Annotated in this window: 13 protein-coding genes; 4 read left to right on the forward strand and 9 right to left on the reverse strand. The window is 72.7% G+C overall.

Annotated elements, in window-relative coordinates:
- Nucleotides 1–111 precede the first annotated feature (111 nt).
- A complete protein-coding gene (locus AB0G52_RS04855) occupies nt 112–5,049 on the forward strand; it encodes an NAD-glutamate dehydrogenase (RefSeq protein WP_361333744.1) in 4,938 nt (1,645 codons plus the stop codon).
- 63 nt (nt 5,050–5,112) lie between these two features.
- Here AB0G52_RS04855 and AB0G52_RS04860 read toward each other — a convergent pair whose 3' ends face one another.
- Together AB0G52_RS04860 and AB0G52_RS04865 are read right to left on the reverse strand one after the other, a co-directional pair.
- Nucleotides 5,113–5,979 (reverse strand): ABC transporter ATP-binding protein, encoded by an 867-nt coding sequence (locus AB0G52_RS04860; protein WP_361333747.1) that lies wholly within the window; start codon nt 5,977–5,979, stop codon nt 5,113–5,115.
- Nucleotides 5,972–6,889, reverse strand: coding sequence for an ABC transporter permease (locus tag AB0G52_RS04865; protein ID WP_132890482.1), 918 nt, complete (start codon nt 6,887–6,889; stop codon nt 5,972–5,974). Before AB0G52_RS04865 ends, AB0G52_RS04860 begins: the two co-directional genes overlap by 8 nt.
- A gap of 362 nt (nt 6,890–7,251) precedes the next feature.
- On the opposite strand from AB0G52_RS04865, the gene AB0G52_RS04870 reads away from it, so the two are divergent.
- Nucleotides 7,252–7,878 carry a TetR/AcrR family transcriptional regulator gene (locus AB0G52_RS04870; RefSeq protein ID WP_132890483.1) on the forward strand — a complete coding sequence of 209 codons (627 nt, stop codon included), beginning with the start codon at nt 7,252–7,254 and terminating at the stop codon, nt 7,876–7,878.
- Between the two features lie 217 nt (nt 7,879–8,095).
- Here AB0G52_RS04870 and galE read toward each other — a convergent pair whose 3' ends face one another.
- Together galE and AB0G52_RS04880 are read right to left on the reverse strand one after the other, a co-directional pair.
- A complete protein-coding gene (gene galE, locus AB0G52_RS04875) occupies nt 8,096–9,076 on the reverse strand; it encodes a UDP-glucose 4-epimerase GalE (protein ID WP_132890484.1) in 981 nt (326 codons plus the stop codon).
- 53 nt (nt 9,077–9,129) lie between these two features.
- Nucleotides 9,130–10,341 (reverse strand): glycosyltransferase family 87 protein, encoded by a 1,212-nt coding sequence (locus AB0G52_RS04880; RefSeq protein WP_361334429.1) that lies wholly within the window; start codon nt 10,339–10,341, stop codon nt 9,130–9,132.
- A 421-nt stretch (nt 10,342–10,762) separates the two neighbouring features.
- Here AB0G52_RS04880 and AB0G52_RS04885 point away from each other — a divergent pair, with 421 nt between their 5' ends.
- Entirely contained in the window at nt 10,763–12,256 is a 1,494-nt protein-coding gene (locus tag AB0G52_RS04885) for a glycosyltransferase family 39 protein (protein WP_132890486.1), read from the forward strand.
- Between the two features lie 12 nt (nt 12,257–12,268).
- Here AB0G52_RS04885 and AB0G52_RS04890 read toward each other — a convergent pair whose 3' ends face one another.
- Entirely contained in the window at nt 12,269–12,793 is a 525-nt protein-coding gene (locus tag AB0G52_RS04890; RefSeq protein WP_361333752.1) for a MarR family transcriptional regulator, read from the reverse strand.
- Between the two features lie 133 nt (nt 12,794–12,926).
- Here AB0G52_RS04890 and AB0G52_RS04895 point away from each other — a divergent pair, with 133 nt between their 5' ends.
- Nucleotides 12,927–13,343: an organic hydroperoxide resistance protein gene (locus AB0G52_RS04895; protein WP_132890488.1), complete on the forward strand. Its 417-nt coding sequence runs from the start codon at nt 12,927–12,929 to the stop codon at nt 13,341–13,343.
- Here AB0G52_RS04895 and AB0G52_RS04900 read toward each other — a convergent pair.
- The 4 genes from AB0G52_RS04900 to AB0G52_RS04915 all read right to left on the reverse strand — a co-directional run bounded on the left by AB0G52_RS04900 (nt 13,330) and on the right by AB0G52_RS04915 (nt 20,946).
- Complete coding sequence (locus AB0G52_RS04900) at nt 13,330–15,132, reverse strand: hypothetical protein (RefSeq protein ID WP_361333755.1); 1,803 nt, start codon at nt 15,130–15,132, stop codon at nt 13,330–13,332. The genes AB0G52_RS04895 and AB0G52_RS04900 overlap by 14 nt on opposite strands.
- A 110-nt stretch (nt 15,133–15,242) precedes the next feature.
- Nucleotides 15,243–16,520 carry a hypothetical protein gene (locus AB0G52_RS04905; RefSeq protein WP_361333758.1) on the reverse strand — a complete coding sequence of 426 codons (1,278 nt, stop codon included), beginning with the start codon at nt 16,518–16,520 and terminating at the stop codon, nt 15,243–15,245.
- Nucleotides 16,517–18,748, reverse strand: coding sequence for a CDP-glycerol glycerophosphotransferase family protein (locus AB0G52_RS04910; protein WP_361333761.1), 2,232 nt, complete (start codon nt 18,746–18,748; stop codon nt 16,517–16,519). Before AB0G52_RS04910 ends, AB0G52_RS04905 begins: the two co-directional genes overlap by 4 nt.
- A 2-nt stretch (nt 18,749–18,750) precedes the next feature.
- Entirely contained in the window at nt 18,751–20,946 is a 2,196-nt protein-coding gene (locus tag AB0G52_RS04915) for a bifunctional glycosyltransferase family 2 protein/CDP-glycerol:glycerophosphate glycerophosphotransferase (RefSeq protein WP_132890492.1), read from the reverse strand.
- Nucleotides 20,947–20,986: the final 40 nt, after the last annotated feature.

Below are 20,986 nucleotides of genomic sequence, written 5' to 3' on the forward strand. Positions count from 1 at the left end.
GCATAGCGTCGAAGCAGACCGGAGACCCCGGCCGTGGCGTCGAGCCGCAGGGGGAAGAGCCCGTACTTCCTTCTACGTCACGCAATGGCGCGCGACAGGAGCCAGAGGACAATGCAGACCAAGCTGGACGAAGCCAAGGCCGAGCTGCTCGATCGGGCCGCCCGGGTAGCTGAGAACAGCCCGGCCGGGGCCCATCTACCGACCGGGACGACGGGAGAGGTGGACCAGGAGTCCGTCCTCACGTTCCTCCAGCGCTACTACCTGCACACCGCACCGGAGGACCTGGCCGACCGCGACCCGGTCGACGTCTTCGGCGCCGCCGTCTCGCACTACCGTCTCGCCGAGACCCGTCCGCAGGGCACCGCCAACGTCCGGGTCCACACCCCGACCGTCGAGGAGAACGGGTGGACCTGCAGCCACACCGTGGTGGAGGTCGTCACCGACGACATGCCCTTCCTCGTCGACTCGGTCACCAACGAGCTGACCCGGCAGGGGCGTGGCATCCACGTCGTCATCCACCCCCAGTTCGTCGTCCGCCGCGACCTCACCGGCAAGCTGATCGAGGTGCTGCCGACCCCGGCCGCCGGCGAGGACCTGCCGCACGACACGCACATCGAGTCGTGGATCCACGTCGAGATCGACCGGGAGACCGACCGCGCCGACCTCAAGCAGATCACCTCCGACCTGCTGCGCGTCCTGTCCGACGTCCGTGAGGCCGTCGAGGACTGGGAGAAGATGCGGGAGTGCGCCGCCCGGGTCGCCGAGCAGCTCGGTGACGAACCGGTCCCCGCCGACCTGCCGCGCCCCGAGGTCGAGGAGGCCCGCGAGCTGCTGCGCTGGCTGGCCGCCGACCACTTCACCTTCCTGGGCTTCCGCGAGTACCAGCTGCGCGAGGACGACTCCCTGGCCGCCGTGCCCGGCACCGGCCTGGGCATCCTGCGCTCCGACCCGCACCACGCCGTCGACGAGGGCCACCCCGTCAGCCCGTCCTTCGAGCGGCTCCCGGCCGACGCGCGCGCCAAGGCCCGCGAGCACAAGCTCCTCGTCCTGACCAAGGCCAACAGCCGGGCGACCGTGCACCGGCCGTCGTACCTGGACTACATCGGCGTCAAGAAGTTCGACGCGGACGGCAACGTGGTCGGTGAGCGGCGTTTCCTCGGGCTGTTCTCGTCCGCCGCGTACACCGAGTCGGTGCGCCGGGTGCCGGTGATCCGGCGCAAGGTCGACGCGGTCCTGGAGCGGGCCGGCTTCTCGCCCAACAGCCACGACGGCCGCGACCTGCTCCAGATCATGGAGACCTACCCGCGCGACGAGCTGTTCCAGACCCCGGTCCCCGAGCTCGAGTCGATCGTCACCAGCGTCCTCTACCTCCAGGAACGCCGCCGGCTCCGCCTCTACCTGCGCCAGGACGAGTACGGCCGCTACTACTCGGCCCTCGTCTACCTGCCCCGCGACCGCTACACCACCGGCGTCCGGCTGCGCATCATCGACATCCTCAAGGAGGAACTCGGCGGCACCAGCGTCGACTTCACGGCCTGGAACACCGAGTCGATCCTGTCCCGGCTGCACTTCGTGGTCCGCGTCCCGCAGGGCACCGAACTGCCCGAGCTGGCCGACGTCGACAAGGACCGCATCGAGGCCCGCCTGGTCGAGGCGGCCCGCTCCTGGGCCGACGGCTTCGCCGAGGCGCTCAACGCGGAGCTCGGCGAGGAGCGCGCGGCCGAGCTGCAGCGCAGGTACACCAACTCGTTCCCCGAGGGCTACAAGGCCGACCACACCCCGCGCGCGGCGGTCGCCGACCTCGTCCACCTGGAGCGGCTCACCGAGGAGACGGGCAACGACTTCGCCCTCAGCCTCTACGAGCCGGTGGGCGCCGCACCCGGCGAGCGCCGCTTCAAGATCTACCGCAAGGGCGCGGCGATCTCCCTGTCCGCGGTGCTGCCGGTCCTCAACACGCTCGGCGTCGAGGTGATCGACGAGCGGCCCTACGAGCTGCGCTGCTCGGACCGGACCACCGCGTGGATCTACGACTTCGGGCTGCGCATGCCGAAGTCCTCGGGTGCCGCGAGCGGCGACTACCTGGGCGACGACGGCCGTGAGAGGTTCCAGGAGGCGTTCGCGGCGACCTGGACCGGACAGGCGGAGAACGACGGGTTCAACGCGCTGGTGCTGAGCGCCGGGCTGACCTGGCGGCAGGCGATGGTGCTGCGGGCGTACGCCAAGTACCTGCGCCAGGCCGGCTCCACGTTCAGCCAGGACTACATGGAGACCACGCTCCGCAACAACGTCCACACCACCCGGCTGCTCGTCTCCCTGTTCGAGGCGCGGATGTCGCCGGACCGGCAGAAGGCCGGCCTGGAGATCGTCGACGCCCTCCTCGAAGAGCTGGACGCGGCGCTCGACCAGGTGGCGAGCCTCGACGAGGACCGCATCCTGCGGTCCTTCCTGACCGTCATCAAGGCGACCCTGCGCACCAACTTCTTCCAGGAGACGGCCGAGGGCAAGCCCCATTCCTACGTCTCCATGAAGTTCGACCCGCAGGCCATCCCCGACCTGCCGGCGCCCCGCCCGGCGTTCGAGATCTGGGTGTACTCGCCGCGTGTCGAAGGCGTGCACCTGCGCTTCGGCAAGGTCGCGCGCGGCGGTCTGCGCTGGTCCGACCGGCGTGAGGACTTCCGCACCGAGATCCTCGGCCTGGTCAAGGCGCAGATGGTGAAGAACACCGTCATCGTGCCGGTCGGCGCCAAGGGCGGTTTCGTCGCCAAGCAGCTGCCGGACCCGGCCAAGGACCGGGACGCGTGGCTCGCGGAGGGCATCGCCAGCTACAAGACGTTCATCTCGGCGCTGCTCGACATCACCGACAACATGGTGGCCGGCGAGGTCGTGCCCCCGCAGGACGTGGTCCGGCACGACGAGGACGACACCTACCTGGTGGTCGCGGCCGACAAGGGCACGGCGACGTTCTCCGACATCGCCAACGAGGTCGCCGGCAGCTACAACTTCTGGCTCGGGGACGCCTTCGCCTCCGGCGGCAGCGCGGGCTACGACCACAAGGGCATGGGCATCACCGCGCGCGGTGCCTGGGAGTCCGTGAAGCGGCACTTCCGGGAGCTGGGCGTCGACACCCAGAGCGAGGACTTCACGGTCGTCGGCATCGGTGACATGTCCGGTGACGTGTTCGGCAACGGCATGCTGCTCTCCGAGCACATCCGGCTGGTCGCCGCCTTCGACCACCGGCACATCTTCATCGACCCGAACCCGGACGCGGCCACCTCCTACGCCGAGCGCCGCCGCCTGTTCGAACTGCCCCGCTCCAGCTGGGGCGACTACAACACGGAACTGCTCTCGGCGGGCGGCGGCGTCTTCCCCCGCAGCGCCAAGTCCATCCCGGTCAACAGCCACATCCGTGAGGCCCTCGGCATCGAGGACAAGGTCGCCAAGCTGACCCCGGCCGACCTGATGAAGGCGATCCTGCACGCGCCGGTCGACCTGCTGTGGAACGGCGGCATCGGCACCTACGTCAAGGCGTCGACCGAGTCCAACGCCGACGTCGGCGACAAGGCCAACGACGCCATCCGCGTCGACGGCGCCGACCTGCGCGTCAAGGTGGTCGGCGAGGGCGGCAACCTGGGCCTGACGCAGCTCGGCCGGATCGAGTTCGCCCGCCGCGGCGGCAAGATCAACACCGACGCGATCGACAACAGCGCCGGGGTGGACACCTCCGACCACGAGGTGAACATCAAGATCCTGCTCAACGGAGTGGTCGCGGACGGCGACATGACCGTCAAGCAGCGCAACAAGCTGCTCGCCGAGATGACCGACGAGGTCGGCTCCCTGGTGCTGCGCAACAACTACGCGCAGAACGTGGCCATCGCCAACGCCCTCGCCCAGTCCGGGGACATGCTCCACGCCCAGCAGCGCTTCCTGCGCCACCTGGTCAGGGAGGGCCACCTGGACCGCGCCCTGGAGTTCCTGCCCACCGACCGGCAGATCCGCGAGCGCATCGGCACCGGCCAGGGCCTGACCGGCCCGGAGACGGCCGTCCTGCTGGCCTACACGAAGATCACTGTCGCCGACGAGCTGCTGGCCACCACGCTGCCGGACGACCCGTACCTGAGCGGTCTGCTGCACGCGTACTTCCCGACGGCCCTGCGCGAGCGGTTCGCCGCCGCCCTCGCCACCCACCCGCTGCGCCGTGAGATCACGACCACCGTCCTGGTCAACGACACGGTCAACACCGGTGGTACGACCTACCTGCACCGGCTGCGCGAGGAGACCGGGGCCTCCCTGGAGGAGATCGTCCGGGCGCAGACCGCGGCCCGTGCGATCTTCCGCTCGGCGCCGGTGTGGGACGCCGTCGAGGAACTCGACAACAAGGTCGACGCGGCCGTGCAGACCCGGATCCGGCTGCACTCGCGGCGGCTGGTCGAGCGCGGCACCCGCTGGCTGCTCAACAACCGGCCGCAGCCGCTGCAGCTCCTGGAGACCGTCGACTTCTTCTCCGAGCGGGTCGAACAGGTCTGGCAGCAGCTGCCGAAGCTGCTGCGCGGCGCGGACCTGGAGTGGTACCAGCACGTGTACGACGAGCTGTCGGCGGCCGGTGTCCCGGACGAGCTGGCGACCCGGGTGGCCGGTTTCTCCTCGGCCTTCCCGGCGCTGGACATCGTCTCGGTGGCCGACCGCACGGGCAAGGAGCCGCTGGACGTCGCCGAGGTCTACTACGACCTCGCCGACCGCCTCGGCGTCACCCAGCTGATGGACCGCATCATCGAGCTCCCGCGCGCCGACCGCTGGCAGTCGATGGCCCGCGCGTCCATTCGCGAGGACCTGTACGCGGCCCACGCGATGCTCACCGCCGACGTCCTCGCCGCCGGTGACGGCACGTCGACGCCCGAGCAGCGCTACCAGGCCTGGGAGCAGAAGAACGCGGCGATCCTGGGCCGGGCCCGGACCACCCTGGAGGAGATCCGCAGCTCGGACTCCTTCGACCTGGCCAACCTGTCGGTGGCCATGCGGACGATGCGGACGCTGCTGCGCACGCACGCGTAGCCGTACGACGCGAAAGGCGCCCCGGGCCGGTGCGGCTCGGGGCGCCTTTCGCGTGCGGCAGGATCAGGTGGCCGGGGCGGCGGTCACCGGGTCGGCCTGCTTCGGCGGCGTGGCCGCCGGCTTGGGCTGCGTCTTGTCGGACTTGTCGCCGGTGAAGGACTCGTACTCGGCGAGGACCTCCTCGGTCGGGCCGTCCATGCGCAGCACACCGCGCTCCAGCCACAGCACCCGCTCGCAGGTGTCGCGGATGGACTTGTTGTTGTGGCTGACCAGGAACACCGTGCCCGCGCGCTGGCGCAGCTCGCGGATGCGCTCCTCGGAGCGCATCCGGAAGGACGCGTCCCCGGTGGCCAGCGCCTCGTCGATGAGCAGCACGTCGTGGTCCTTGGCGGCGGCGATGGAGAAGCGCAGCCGGGCGCCCATGCCGGAGGAGTAGGTCCGCATCGGCAGGGTGATGAAGTCGCCCTTCTCGTTGATGCCGGAGAAGTCGACGATGTCCTGGTAGCGGTCCTTGATCTCCTCGCGGGACATGCCCATGGCGAGGCCGCCGAGGTAGACGTTCTTCTCACCGGTCAAGTCGCCCATCAGGGCGGCGTTGACGCCGAGGAGGGAGGGCTGGCCGTCGGTGTAGATGGCGCCGTTCTCCACCGGGAGCAGGCCGGCGACCGCCTTGAGCAGGGTGGACTTGCCGGAGCCGTTGGTGCCGATGAGGCCGATCGCCTCGCCCTTGTAGGCGACGAAGGAGACGCTCTTGACCGCGTGCACCAGGCGGGTGCCCGCCGCCTTCTCGGCCTGCTTGCGGCGCAGCATGCGGTTCAGGGCGGCGGTGGCGGAGCCGCGGCCGGCGCCGGTGCCGTGGACCCGGTAGACGATGTCCACCTTGTCGGCGACGACCGTGGGGATGGGGGTGTCGTTCGGGTGCTCAGCCACGGCCGTACGTCTCCTCAGCCTTCCAGAAGTAGATGAAGCCGCCGACGCCCGCGAGCAGGGCCCAGCCGGTCGCGAGGATCCAGACGTGGGGCGGAAGCTGGTGCGCGTGGAAGCTGTCGATCAGGGCGTAGCGCATCAGGTCGATGTAGACCGCGGCGGGCTGTGCCTTGAGCACCGGGTTCACCCAGCTCGGCAGGCCGCTGTGGTTGCCGGTCAGCTTGTCGATGTTCCACATGACGCCGGAGACGTACATCCAGGTGCGCAGCACGAACGGCATCAGCTGGGCGATGTCCGGGGTCTTGGCGCCCCAGCGGGCCATGATCATCGCCACGCCGGTGTTGAAGCTGAACTGCAGGACCAGCGCCGGGATCGCCAGCAGCCAGGAGGCGGCCGGCGGCACGCCGAAGCAGAGCAGGATGACGACCAGGGCGGCCATGGAGAACAGCAGCTGCTGGAGCTGCTGGATGCAGAAGGAGATCGGCAGCGCGGCCCGGGGGAAGTGCAGGGCCCGGACGAGGCCGAGGTTGCCGGAGATCGCGCGGGTGCCGACCATGATCGAGCTCTGCGTGAACGTCCAGATGAACACGCCCGTGACCAGGAACGGGATGTAGTCCGGCACGCCCTTCTTGGTGTGCAGCAGGACACCGAAGATGAAGTAGTAGACCGCCGCGTTCAGCAGCGGGGTCATGACCTGCCAGACCTGCCCGAGCTTCGCCTGGGCGTACTGGGCGGTGAGCTTGGCGGTGGCGAAAGCGGTGATGAAGTGGCGCCGGTCCCACAGCTGGCGGATGTACGCCGGCAGGGAGGGGCGGGCGCCGCTGACCGAGAGGCCGTGCCGGGCGGCGAGCGCCGCGAGGTCGTCCTCGGCCGTGACCGGAGTCGGGGGCGGTGTGTGGAGAACCTGGGTCACATCCGCTGCTTTCACTCGGGGGGTGGGGGTGCTGCGGCGTCCGGCTGGTCGCCCGGCCCCGTCACCCGGCGTTCACTTACGCTTTTCTTCACGTTTTCTCACGTCGGGACGGGACCGTTTCGTCGCAACGGGAGCGTAGGCCGAGTCGGCGTCGGAACGCAACCGTTTCGTCGTCACGGAAGCCTGTGCGTCGTGACACTTCCGAGGTCAGGCCGCGATCGATTCGTTGCGGGCGGCGGCTCGGAGCCGCGTTCACCATGGCGGTGAGCTGGGAGAGGTTCGATGCCGGGCGGGTGTGGCGATCGGGTGGTGAGTGTCGTCGGAACGCAACCGTTTCGTCGTTACGCCCCTATGCTGGGGGCATGACGACGAACGCCGAGGAGTCCCAGACGCGTCCGCGCCGACGCGCCCCCGCCGGGGCGGCCGTCCTCCGCGAGGACGTGACCGAGGCCATCCGGGCCGCCGTCTTCGAGGAACTCGCGTCGGTCGGTTACGCCCGGATGTCCATCGAGGGCATCGCGCGCCGCGCGGGCGTCGGCAAGACCGCCGTCTACCGCCGCTGGCGCTCCAAGCTGCACCTGGTGCTCGACGTCGTCTCGGCCCTCGCCGTACTGGGCCTGCCGACGCCCGACACCGGCTCCCTGGAGGGCGACCTGCGCCTGCTGTACGAGGTCACCTCCCGCGCGCTGCGCCACCCGGTCGCCTCGCAGATCATCCCCGACCTCCAGGCCGAGGCGGCCCGCAACCCCGACATCGCCGAGGCCATGCAGAAGACGCTGCGCCAGGGCCAGGAGGGTGTCGCCAGCAAGATCATCGAGGCGGCGCAGCGCCGGGGCGAACTCGCCACGGACCTCGACGACGACCTGGCCATGGATCTGATCTCCGGCCCGCTGTACTGGCGTTCGGTGGTGATCCGGACCCCGAAGCTGCCGAAGGGGTACCTGGCGGCGCTGGCCCGCGGGACCGCGGAGGCGCTCAAGGCGCTGTGAACCGCGCGGCCGGGGCCCACGGCGGCGGCCGGCCGGTCCGGTGGCGCCGGAGACGGTTTCGGGACGTCGCCCGGCATCCTCCGACCGCCGGCCGCGGCGAAACCGGTACGGCTCGCCGGCGCCGGCGTCGCACCGGTGGGGGTGCCGGTCACTACCGCGTGCCGGATCCCGCTGCTGACCGGCGTGATCACCGCGCGCGTCCGGGGCTTTCGGCGGCTCAGCCCCGGACCGCCTCCGGGTGCAGGCGGAGCCAGCCCTGCCAGGCCGAGGTGATCATGTCCTGGACGTCGTGCTTGGCCTTCCAGGCCAGTTCCGTGGCGATGCGGTCGGCGGAGGCGACCACACTGGCCGGGTCGCCGGGGCGGCGTGGGGCGACGGTCGGGGGGAGGTCGTAGCCGGTGACCGTGTTGATGAGGTCGATCATCTCGCGGACCGAGACGCCCTCGCCGCGCCCGATGTTGAGGGTCAGGGAGCGGCCCGGCTCGGCCTGGAGGGCGCGGGCCGCGGCCACATGCGCCTCGGCCAGGTCCACCACGTGGATGTAGTCACGCACGCAGGTGCCGTCCGGCGTCGGGTAGTCGTCGCCGAAGACGAGCGGGGGCGCGTTCCGCGTGAGCTTCTCGAAGACCATGGGGACCAGGTTGGAGACGCCGACGTCGGCCAGTTCGGGGCTCGCCGCGCCCGCCACGTTGAAGTAGCGGAGGGAGGCCGTCGCGAGGCCCGTGGCCCGCCCTGTGGCGCGGACCAGCCACTCGCCCGCCAGTTTGGTCTCGCCGTACGGCGACATCGGCAGGCACGGCGTCTCCTCCGTCACCAGGTCGACGTCCGGCATGCCGTAGACCGCCGCGGAGGACGAGAACACGAACGACGGGACCCCCGCCTCCGTCACCGCCTCCAGCAGGACGCGCAGGCCCTCGACGTTCTCGCGGTAGTAGCGCAGGGGGAGTTCCACCGACTCGCCGACCTGCTTCTTCGCCGCCAGGTGCACCACCCCGGTCACCTCGTGCTCGGCCAGCACGCGCGCGACGGTCTCACCGTCCAGGATGGAACCCGTCACCAGCGGCACGTCCTCGGGCAGCCGCTCGGCGATGCCGGTGGACAGGTCGTCGTAGACCACCGTCCGCTCGCCCGCCTCGGTCATCGCGCGTACGACATGCGCCCCGATGTAACCGGCGCCGCCGGTGATCAGCCAGGTCATGAGTGGCGGTCCCCTCCGTCAGTGGCCCGTGGTGTTCGTCAGGCACCTTGTCGTCAGTCACCTCTCAGTGAAGCAGGTGCCGCCGACAACCGGGGACGGCTGAGGTGACTCCCGGTGACCGACGTGCTGTGCGCGGTGCCCTTCGGCCGGCGGGTGGCGCGCCACAGACGGGTCAGGGACAGGGCGGCGGCGCCGACGAGCAGGCCGTTGCGGGCGAGCATCAGCAGGCAGCCCGTCCAGGTGCAGCCGACGACCTCGCCGTAGAAGGCGGGGTAGGCGACGGAGCTGACTGCCGTCGCCGCCACGACCAGGGCGGCGACCGGCCGCTGGCTGGTGTGCCGCGAGGTCAGGCACACGGCGGCCAGGCCGAGCAGCCAGATCATGTACTGGGGGCTGATCACCCGGCTGGTGACGGTGAACAGGAGCACCGCGCTCAGGGCCGCGTCGTACGGGGTGGCCCGGGTCCAGTGCCGGGCGCGGACGCGCCACGCCAGCAGGAGCGCGAAGGCGGCCGCGGTGAGCACGAGGGACGCGGTCGCGACGGCGTGCACGTGCGGGCCGACGAGTTCCATCGCGCCGTACCGGTAGCGGACCGTGCCCCGCCAGCCGGCGTGCCGCGCGAGGCTGAGCGCGGTGCCGCCGAGCGACTCGATCTGCACACCCCGGCCGCCCTGCTGGCGCAGGAAGGCCAGCGGGTTGCGGAACGACACCGCGAACACGGCGAGGGTCGCGCTCCCGGCCAGGGCGGCGGACAGCCATGCCGAGCGGGTGGGGCGGCCGCGCTCCACGCCCAGCAGGACCAGCGCCGGCCACACCTTCACCAGCGCGCCCAGGGCCGCGAGCGTCCCGCACGCACGCGTGGAGCGCGACAACGCCAGCAGCGAGAGCACGGCGAAGGCGGTGACCTCCACGTCGTAGCGGGCGAGCGGGAGGTGCAGGAGGAGCGGGAGGCCGCCGGTCCACAGGGCCGCGCCCAGCAGGGTGCGTCCGGAGCGCGTGCCCGCGCGCGCGAGTGCCGCCGTGACCAGCGCGTCCGTGGCCAGGGTGAGGGCGACGAACGCCTGGAAGTAGCTGAGCCCGGGCACCACCCCCGGCGCCAGCAGCACCGCGCCGGCGCCCGGCGGGTACTGCCACAACGTGTCGTGCGCCGGGAACGCGCCGTGCGCCAGCACGCCGTGCCAGTGGAAGTACAACCGCCATACTTCGCGCGCGACCGCTCCGTGTCCCAGGAGTCGCTCGTTGTTGTGGGCGAGGAGCCACAGCATCAGCGCGCGCGTGGCGAGCCAGAGGGCGGCGATCCCCAGGAGCCGGGAGAGCCGGGAGAGCCCGGGGAGGCGCGGGAGTCGAACAGGAGAGGCGAACGGGGCGCGGGGGAGCGGGGCGTACGGGCGGTGATTCATCAACGGTGAGCGTAAGCCGCCCGGATGGTGTATCCATGCCGATACGCCGTCAATACCCGGCAAAGGTTGGCTAATCGCAAAAGATCGGGCCGTGGTGAGTATCGGGCCTCTCGTGAAAGCACATCAGCGGACAAGACGGAGGGGGGACTTCGGCCGGCCGGCTTCGTCCGGTCGACCGGAACCGGAACCGAAACCGCTGGTCTCCGGATCACCGGCCGGATCACCGGCCGCATCATCGGCCGGACCGGCGTCCGGGCGGCGGCGCCGGGTGCGGTGGGCCGTCGCCGTGGGGGTTCCCGGGGTGGTGATGTTCGCGGTGGGGCTCTGGGGGCTGCACCGCGGCGGGATGTGGCGCGACGAGGCCGTCACCTACCAGGTCGCCGGGCGCACGGTGCCGCAGATCTGGCGGTTGCTGCACGGCGTCGACGCGGTGCACGGCCTGTACTACCTGCTGATGCACGTGGTGCTCGGCGCCGCCCCCGGCCGCCCCGGCGAGGTCGACCTCCGGCTGCCCTCGGTGTGCGCGGCCGCCGTCACCGCGAGCCTGGTGGCCGCCCTCGGCGCCCGCCTCGCCCGGCCCCGCGTCGGCCTGTGGGCCGGACTGCTGTTCGCGGTCACGCCCCTGGTCGGCCACTACGCCCAGGAAGGCCGCTCCTACGCCCTGGTCGCCGCCGGAGCGACCGGCGCGACCCTGCTGTTCGTCCGCGCGGCGGCGCGGGAGGGCCTGCGGGCCTGGGCGTGGTACGGCGGTGTCCTCGCGGTCACCTGCTGGCTGCACGAGTTCGCCGTCCTGCTGCTGCTCGCCCACGCGGGAACCCTGGCGCTGGCCCGTTCGTCGGGAAGGGTGTGGCGGGGGTGGTGCTGCGCGGCCGGGGGCGTCGTGCTGTCGCTGCTGCCGATGGTCGCCGTCTCGCACGCGCAGTCGGCGCAGGTGGCCTGGCTGACGGAGCCGGACGTGGAGACCGCGCAGGAGCTGCTGCGCCAGTATCTCGGCCCGACCGACGGGGTGTACTGGGCGTGCCTGGCGCTGGGCCTGCTCGGGCTGACCCGGCTGGTGGGCCGGCGCGGCGAAGTGACGCTCGCGGCGGTCGCGCTGCCGCTCGCGGTGCTGCCACCGGTGACGTTGATGCTCGCCTCACAGGTCACACCGTTGTACGTCGACCGGTATGTGCTGTACGCGCTGGCCGGGGCGCCCCTGCTGGTGGCGCTCGGCGCGGACCGGGTCGCCACGCTGCTCGGCCGGCTCTGGTCCCAGGGCACGGCGACCGCGCCCAGGTCGCCGGTGTTCACGCTGGCCGGGGTGCTGGCGGTGGTCCTCGCCTTCACCCACCAGATCCCGCTGCTGCGCGCGGACCGGGTGCCGGGCACCCGGCCCGACGATCTCGGCGCCGTCGCGAGGGCGGTGGCCCGGACGCTGCGCCCCGGTGACCCGGTGCTGTTCCTGCCGTCCCACGCGCGCGGGACGCAGCTCGCCTATCCCGCCGACTTCAAGGGCACGCGGGACGTGGCGCTGGCCGAGTCGGGGCCGCGGTCGGGGACCCTGTACGGGCGCGAGGTGACGGTGGGGACGCTGCGGCGGCGGCTGGCGGGGGCCGACGAGGTGTGGGCGGTGGTGGAGAAGTACGCGATGGCGCGCGGATACCGGCCGCGGTTGCCCACGGAGCGGGCCAAGTTCGCCGTGCTGAACCAGGAGTTCGTGCTGCGCGAGGAGACGGTCGTCGACCGGATCGCGCTGCGGCTGTACGTGCGGCCGATCCGGGGCGCCGACGGTCAGCCGTGAACCGCGGCGCGGTCAGCAGGAACCCTCCTCCAGGGCGGCCGCGTCCAGAGTGCCCGTCAACTGGTCCAGGCGGGCCTTCAGGTCGCGGATCTCGTCCACGTCGAAGCCGGTCGCCGAGACGATCCGGCGCGGCACCTCCAACGCCCGCTCGCGCAGCGCCGAGCCCGCCTCCGTCAGCCGTACGTCCACCGAGCGTTCGTCCCGTGTGCTGCGCTCGCGGTGCACCAGACCCGCCGTCTCCAGGCGCTTGAGGAGCGGGGAGAGGGTGCCGGAGTCCAGGCGGAGGTGCTCGCCGAGCTTCTTGACCGGCAGGTCGCCCTCTTCCCACAGCACCAGCATCACCAGGTACTGCGGGTAGGTGAGACCGAGGTCCTTGAGGATCACGCGGTAGACGCTGTTGAAGGCGCGGGACGCCGCGTGCAGGGAGAAGCAGATCTGGCGGTCCAGGCGGAGCCACTCCGACTCCGGGGCGGTGGCGGGGGACTGCGCGGAGGACGGGGCGGTGGCCTGGGCGGGGGTCGGGGTCGTCGCGGTCATGGCTCCAGGGTAGCTCTTGCGAGCCATTTAGTTGTGCACAACTTAATTGTGTGCTCTACTTGTGGTCGTGAGGGCGGCCGGAACGGAGCCGCCGGAACACCGCAGCAGTGAATTTCGAGAGGGATGGTCTTCCATGGACGCGCTCTACACCGCAGCCGCCACCGCCACCGGCCGGGAAGGACGGGCGGTCAGCTCGGACGGGCAGCTGGACCTCACGCTGGCGTTCCCGGCCGCGCTCGGCGGCAACGGCAAGGGCACCAACCCCGAGCAGCTCTTCGCCGCCGGTTACGCCGCCTGCTTCGCCAGCGCCCTCGGCGCCATCGGCCGCCAGGCCAAGGTCGACACCGGTGAGATCTCCGTGACCGCCGAGGTCGGCATCGGCAAGGACGAGTCCGACGGCGGCTTCGCGCTCAAGGTCACCCTGCGCGTCGAGCTGCCCGAGGAGCTGGCCAACGAGACCGGCGAGAAGCTGGTCCACCAGGCCCACGACTACTGCCCCTACTCCAAGGCGACCAAGGGCAACATCCCGGTCGAGCTCATCGTCGAGTAGTCGGCCGTGCGGCCACCGGGACGCCCCTCGTCCGGGTGAGCCGCGCGAGCACCTCGCCGGTGCGCCGGCTCCGGTCCACGACCACCGCCTCCTCGGGCAGTCGCTCCCGCCGCGTCAGCAGCAGCCAGCGCACCCGGGGGCGGTGGTCGTGGCCGTCGGTCGGCTCGATGCCGTAGCCGGGCAGCAGCCGCACGGCGTAGTACGCGTCCGTGACCACCGGCTCGCCACGGCCGATGTGCCGGGCCGCCCAGTCGTACGACGGCCAGCGCGGCGGCTGCACGAAGCCGACCGGGTCCACCGAGCGCGGTACGACCGCTCCGGCCTGCGCGGCCAGGAGACCCAGGCAGGCGCCGCCCGCGGTGGCCCAGCCGAGCGCCCGCCGCCACCCCGGCCAGGGGCGCCCCGCCGTCAGTTCCACGGCCAGGGCGCACTGCGGTGCCAGCAGCGCGAGCCCGAGCAGCTCCCCGAAGCCGTGCCGGCGCCCGCCGCCCGCCATCACCAGGCACTCCACCGCGAACAGCAGAACAAGCGGGTCACGCCAGGCCGCCCCCCACAAGACCCCCTCACCACCCCGCCCCCAGGCAGCCTCCCGCCCCTCCCCGCCCCCCGACCCTCCCGCCGGGCCGCAGGCCGCCCCGCACCGCTCCCGGCCGGGCCCTCCCCCGCCACCTGGCCCAACCGCCAGCCCACGGCCCGCACCACTCACCTCCTGGCTGAGCGCCCCGCCACTACCCCGCCCAACCGCCAGCCCACGGCCCGCACCACGCACCTCCTCGCTGAGCGCCCCGCCACCATCCGGCCAAAACGCCTGGCCACGGCCCACCCCTCGCACCCTCTGACCGAGCGCCCCGCCGCCACCCGGCCCAACCGCCGGCCCACGGCCCGCCCCGCGCCGGCTCCGGTGGTCGACCCGCCCCGCTCGTCGGGCGCGGAGCCACAGGGCCGGTGCCCCGAGGAGCAGTGCCAGCCAGCACTGGGCGGCCAGGCCGTCGTACCGTTCGTAGGGCTGTGGCAGCACGCGCGCGTGGGTGCCCGACGCGGCCAGCGCGGCCGCCACCGCGCACAGCAGCCCCCACCGCACCCGGACCGGGCCCCGCCAGTCCCGCTGCCACCCCGCCGCGAACGCCGCCGCCCCGGCCGCCGCTCCCACGCCGAGCACCGGGTCGACCAGCGCCACCACCCCGTACAGGACACCGAGAGCCGCGTAGCCGGCCGGGCTGCGCAGGCCGTCCGGACCGACGTAGCGCACCCGGCGCAGATCGCGGGCCCGGCCGCCGGTCAGGGCCCAGGCCCAGAAGGTGAGGCCGAGGGCGAACGCGGACGGGTAACCCAGGCTGCCGGTCAGCGGCAGCAGCGCCAGCGTGCCGCCGCCCCGGGCCGGTTCCGTGCCCCACAGCACGGCCATGAAGGCCAGGGCCAGCACCGGGGCGAAGGGGCGCGGGGTCAGCACCCGGACCAGCCGTCCGAGGCCGCTCAGCAGGACCAGCAGGTTCAGCGGGCCGCACAGCCGCAGCAGCTGCCACCCGGTCAGACCGGTCAGCCTGGCCACCGCGCGCTGCGCCAGCACGTACGGGGAGACGGCGGCGTCCGCCAGGCCCGAGCGCAGCCCCTCCACCGCCGCCGCGTGCTGACCCGCGTCGCAGCACGGCGGCACCCGCCAGTACGCCAGCGTCATCAGCAGCCAGAACAGCAGGCCGAAGACCTGGTACGGGGTGAGTCGGCGGACCCGGCCGCGGCGCAGGGCGGTGCAGCCGTGCGCGGCGCGCCGGACCAGCGCGCCGGTGCTCACCGGCGGGAACGGACAGGACGGACCATTTGCCGAGTGTTCCCGTTCGCTCCGCCCGCCGCGCCGCCCGTCACCTCATCGAGTGAGCCGCCGAAAGACCCTCGACGCTCACCTCAACGGGTGACGCCGACCGGCCTCGGCACCCCCTGCGCGGGCACCGCCGCCACCCGGTGCGCCAGCGGCTCCAGCAGCAGCGGCACCCCCACCACCGGCAGCAGCCAGGCCAGCACGATCAACCGTTCGCCCCAGACGTTGATGTCCGGGTGCGCGGCCTGCGTGAGGATCCCGGTACCGGCGGCGGCCAGCAGGAAGACTCCGAACGCGGGCCGCCGCCGCGCCCCCCACGCCCCGGCCGCCAGCGCCGCCGCGAACAACGGCGCCATCGCCTGCCGGCGCAGCCACTCCACCCAGAAGTTCCCCTCCAGGTGCAGGAACTCCCCCCAGGGGTGGGCCCGGTCCGGACGGGCGTAGTGGTTGGTCAGCAGGTCCTGCATGCTCTCCGCCTCGGAGGGATAGTGCAGCAGCCGGGCGAGGAGCAGGGTGCCGGCGACCGCCAGGCACCCGGCGGCCGCGACCGCCACCACCCCGCGCCCCGGCGCCCGGCCGTGCCGTCGGCGCCGCAGCGCGACCGCCGCGCCCGCCCCGGCCAGGCACACCCCGAGGAACAGCGCCTGCGAGTGCTTCACGGCGAACAGCGCGAGCAGCGCGCCCGCCACCAGCGTCGTCCCGGCCCGTGCCCGCCCGGTCAGGGCCAGCGCACAGCCCCACACCGCCGTCAGGGTCAGCGCCAGCATCAGACCCTCGGTCATCGGCCGCATCGCGGTCGTACCGACCGGCAGGACGTAGTACAGGGCCTGACCGGTCAGCGCGAGCGGCACCGGGACGGACAGCGTCCGCAGCACCAGGAAGACCAGCACCCCACCCGCGACCGTGACCAGCACACTCGCCAGCCACACCCCCCAGGTCACCCCGAACACGGTGACGAACGGCAGCAGGAACACCGGATAGCCGGGCCGCACCTCGAAGATCGCCCGCAGCCGCGGGCCCACGAACGGCACGACGTGCCCGTCCGTCTGCACGCCGCCCGCCTTCAGCCTCCGGTCGACCCGCCCGAGTTCGTCGGACCGGCAGGCGGCGTACACCTTCCGTGCCGGACTCGGCGCACGGAAGCGCAGCACGTCCACGCGCCGCGCGCGCTCCGCCCCCGACGCCCGCCCGGCGCACACCCAGTCGACGGTCTCCGCCGCCGCCTCCCGTTTGCCCGCGCCGCCGAGGGTCAGCGCGTACGACACGTAGTTCTTGGAGTCGGGGGTGTCCCGGCCGGTGACGTCGGCGAGTTGCAGCACCGCGAACACCACGGCCAGCACCAGCACCCAGGTACGCGGTCTCATGTCGCCGCCAGCAGATCGTGACCCGGCGCCGGTTCCGGCACCCGGGCACCGGCCGGCGGCATCGAGTCACCCAGCAGCAGCGTCCGTACCACCCGCTCGGCGGCCCGTCCGTCGTCGAACTCGCAGAACCGCGCACGGAAGTCGGCCCGCAGCCGGGCCGACTCCTCGTCACGCCAGCTGCCCGAGGCGAACAGCCAGGCCAGTTCCCGGTAGGAGCGCGAGACATGGCCGGGCGCCTCGGCGGTGATGTCGAGGTAGGCGCCCCGGCTCGCGGTGAACGTGGCCCAGTCGTCGGCGTGCACGACGATCGGCCGGTCCAGGTTGGCGTAGTCGAACATGAGGGAGGAGTAGTCGGTGACGAGCACGTCCGAGGCGAGCATGACCTCCTCGACGTGCGGTTCGCAGGTCGCGTCGACCACGATCCCGCGCCGGTGCAGCTCGGCCAGGCCGAGACCGCGGGCCGGGCCGGTCGCCAGGGCCGGATGCAGCCGGACCACCAGGGTGTGGCCGGGACCGAGGTCGGCCGCGAACCCGGTCAGGTCGATCCGGTCGACGTGACCGCCCCTGACGTGGTCGCGGCGGGTCGGGGCGTAGAGCACGACCGTGTGGTCGGCCGGGATGCCGTACCGCTCCCGAAAGCCACCACCCGTCACGAACCCACCCTCGCCCCCGCCCCCGGCTTCCCGTCGGCCGGCGTTCACCAGTACGTCGTTGCGCGGGCTGCCGGTGCGGGCCGACGCGAAGTGACAGGGGTAGGCCCGCTCCCAGACCAGCTCCGAGTGGCGGTTGGCGACCAGACTGTGGTCCCAGCGGTCGGCCCGGCGCAGCATCTGCGGCACGTCGAAACCCAGCCGGGCGCCGGGCTTGCCCAGCAGGTCGGCTCCCAGGTACTTGAGCGGGGTGCCCCGATGGGTGTGGACGTGCACACTGCCGGACCGCTTCACCAGAGTCCCGGGCCAGTTGACGTCGTTGACGAAGAACTTCGCGCGGGCGGTCAGCCGCTGGTACTCCGGGGAGTCGAGCAGCACGTGCTCCACCCCCGCGGGCAGCCCGGCCGCCACCTCCGCGTCCCTCACCACCCACACGCCCCGCAGTCCCGGCGCGATCGTCCGGGCCGCGCGGTACACGGCCGCCGGGTCGCCCAGCATGCCCCGGTGCGAGGAGGCCGAGTACAGGACCAGGTTCTCGTCCAGCGGCCGCAGGGAGCGCAGCCCGGTGAGCGCGCGCCGCACCCGGACGCCCGCCGCCCGCCGTACCCGCAGCGCCTGCCGTCCGCCCTCCCGGCCGGCCCGCTCCGCCTGCTGCCGCAGCCGGTACGCGGCGTACGAGCCGCCCAGCACACCCAGGTCGGCCCCCTCCGGCCGGAACGCCCGGTACAGCTCGGCCGTGCGCCGGAAGAACTCGCCCCGGGCGGCGGGCGGCAGCCGGTCCGGTTTGGCCAGGATGTCCAGGCAGTGCTCGCCCATCTTCCGGTGCAGACAGGGCCGCCAGCCGGCCAGTTCCGGACGGGAGTCCAGGAAGGCGAAGACCCGTCTGTACTGGTCGTGGACGTCGAAGTGCTTGCGGCTCGTGGTGGAGAGGATGTTCCCCTGGCGGCGCTGGCGGTAGTTCAGGCAGATCCGGTCGAGGGTGGCGATCCGGTCCGCGCTGAGCATCACCGGGAAGGTCCACGGGGTGTCCTCGTAGTAGCCCGGCGGGAACTGGAAGCCGTTCTCCTCGACGAAGTCCCGCCGGTACACCTTGTTCCAGACGACCATCAACAGGTCGAGGACCTCCGGGTGTTCGGCGGCCGTGAAGGTGTCCGACCGGGCGCCGAGGATGTCGGCGAGGGCGTTGCGCCGGGTGCCGCCCCACCAGTACGTGCGGGCGTAGTCGAAGACCAGCACGTCCGGGTCGCCGGTCTCCGCGAGCCGGTCGGCGATCGCCCGCAGCGCGCCCGGGGTGAGGGTGTCGTCGCTGTCCAGGAAGAAGACGAAGTCACCGGTGGCGTAGGGCAGTCCGGCGTTGCGGGCGCGGCCGAGGCCGACGTTCTCCGGCAGGTGCAGCACCCGCACGCGCGGGTCGCGGGCCGCGTACTCGTCGAGGATGGCGCCGCAGCCGTCCGGGGAGCGGTCGTCCACGGCGATCACCTCGATGTCGTGGAAGGACTGTTCCAGGACCGAGTCGAGGCACTCGCGGAGAAAGCCCTGCACCCGGTAACAGGGCACGATGAGACTGAATCGGGGCACGGTCAGCTCCTGACGAGGTTCGCGGACGGCGCGGGCAGGCGTTCCGCCAGCGGGATCACCGCCGGGATCGACTCCGGCGGCTGGCCGAGCAGCACCCGCCGCACCACCCGTTCGGCGGCCAGGCCGTCGTCGAACTGGCAGAACCGCTCCCGGAACGCGGAGCGCAGCTCCTTGGACTCCGCGCCCCGCCAGGAGCCGTCGCGGAAGATCCGGGCCAGTTCCTCCGGGGTGCGGGCGACCGGTCCCGGCGGCTCGGCCATCAGGTCGAAGTAGACGCCCCGGGTCTCCCGGTAGACCTCCCAGTCGTCGGCGTAGACCACGATCGGCCGGTCGAGGTTGGCGTAGTCGAACATGATCGACGAGTAGTCGGTGACCAGCGCGTCCGCGGCCAGGCACACGTCCTCGGCGGAGCGGTGCCCGGTGACGTCGATGACCCGGCCGGTGCCCCCGCGCAGGCGTCCCCGGTCGTAGAAGTAGTGGGCGCGCAGCAGGACCACCACGTCCTCGCCGGCCGCCTCGCAGAACGCCTCCAGGTCGAGGCCGGGCTCGAACCCGGTGTGGTGGTCGCGGTGGGTCGGCGCGTACAGCACGGCCGTGCTGCCGTCCGGGACGCCGAGCCGGCGCCGGATCCGGATCACGTCGTGGGCGGACGCCGTGTAGTAGACGTCGTTGCGCGGATAGCCGTACTCCAGCGCCTGGTACGAGCCCGGGAAGGCGCGCTCCCACGTCTGCGTGGAGTGCCGGTTGGCGGAGAGGTTGAAGTCCCAGCGGTCGACGCGGCCGAGCAGCCTGGTGAAGCTGCCGCTGCGCGCGGCGACCACCGGGTACGTCGACTGGTCGACGCCCATCTTCTTCAGCGGGGTGCCGTGCTGCGTCTGGAGGTGGACGCTGCCGGGCCGTTTGACGACCCCCTCGGCGAAGTTGGCGTTGTTGATCAGGTACTTGGCGCGGGCCAGCACCTGCCAGTAGCGGCGGCTGCCGATCACCGCGTGGTCGACGTCCTTCGGCAGGGTGTGCTCCTGCCCGGCCTCCACCAGGAACACCGAGTGGATCCGCGGAGCGAGCGCGCGGGCCACGGCGTGGATGGCGGCCGGGTTGCAGACGTACCCGCGCCCCCAGTACGCGCAGTACACGGCGAGGTTCGGATCCAGCGGCCGGCGCAGTTCGAGGGCGTAGCGCAGCCGGGTGAGCGGCATCCGCGGCCGGGGCAGCCGCCCGGCGGCGCCGACCGCCACCCGGTTGACAGCGCGCAGCGCCCGGAACGCCGTGTACGCCCCCGCCGCGAGCAGCCGGTGCTGCACCCCCACGCTGCCGCCCGGCATCCGGAACCCGGCGGGCCGGTGCGCGCGGTGCAGCCGTCCGGCCCGCCGGAAGAAGGCCCGGTGCCCGGACGGCATCCGCTCCGGCCGTGCGGCCGTCCTCAGCACCAGCCCGAAGACCTGCTCGAACAGCACCCGCGCCCGGTCGTCCGGCAGTCCCGCGGCCCGCTGGAGGACCAGTTCCACCTGGTCGAGGAGGTCCCGCTGGTGCGGTCCCGGCAGGTTCAGCCGGCTGCCCTGACGGCGCAGCCGGTGGCGTACGACCACCGCCCGCAGCGTTGCGATCCGGTCGGCGGCGACGGTGGTCAGGCCGCCCCAGCCGACGTCCGTGAAGTGACCGGGGGGGAACACCAGCCGCCGGTCCGCGACGAACGCACGGCGGTAGGCCGCGCTCCAGGCCGGCAACGCCACCCCGGTCAGCCCCGGCGCCTGCTCCGGCGGGCACGGCCCCGGCGGGGCGGACGCCAGCAGCGGTGCCGCCGGGTTGGCCGGCTCACCCTCCCACCACGGCGTCCGCTCGTGCTCGAAGTACAGGACGTCCACGTCGCCGGTGGCGGTGAGCCGTGCGTCGAGCAGCGCGAGCGCGCCCGGCACCAGCACGTCGTCGCCGTCCAGGAACAGCAGGTACGCGCCGCTCGCCGCCCGCACGCCGGTGTTGCGGGCCCCGCTCAGCCCGGCGGACGGTGGTGAGTGCACCGGGACCACCCGGCAGTCCCGCTCGGCGTAACCGGCGGTGACCGAGGCGGCCGGGGCGTCGGGACCGTCGCAGACCGGGATCAGCTCCAGGTCGCCGAAGGACTGGGCGAGGACCGAGTCCAGCGCCTGGGACAGCCGGCCGGCGACCCCGTGGGACGGGACGATGATGCTGAAGCGGGGCATGCTGCTCTTTCTCAGGTGTGCAGACGACCCGGTCGCCCCG

Origin of the sequence: Streptomyces sp. NPDC021562 (assembly GCF_040640875.1) — a bacterium.
In the GTDB taxonomy this organism is placed as follows: Bacteria; Actinomycetota; Actinomycetes; order Streptomycetales; family Streptomycetaceae; genus Streptomyces.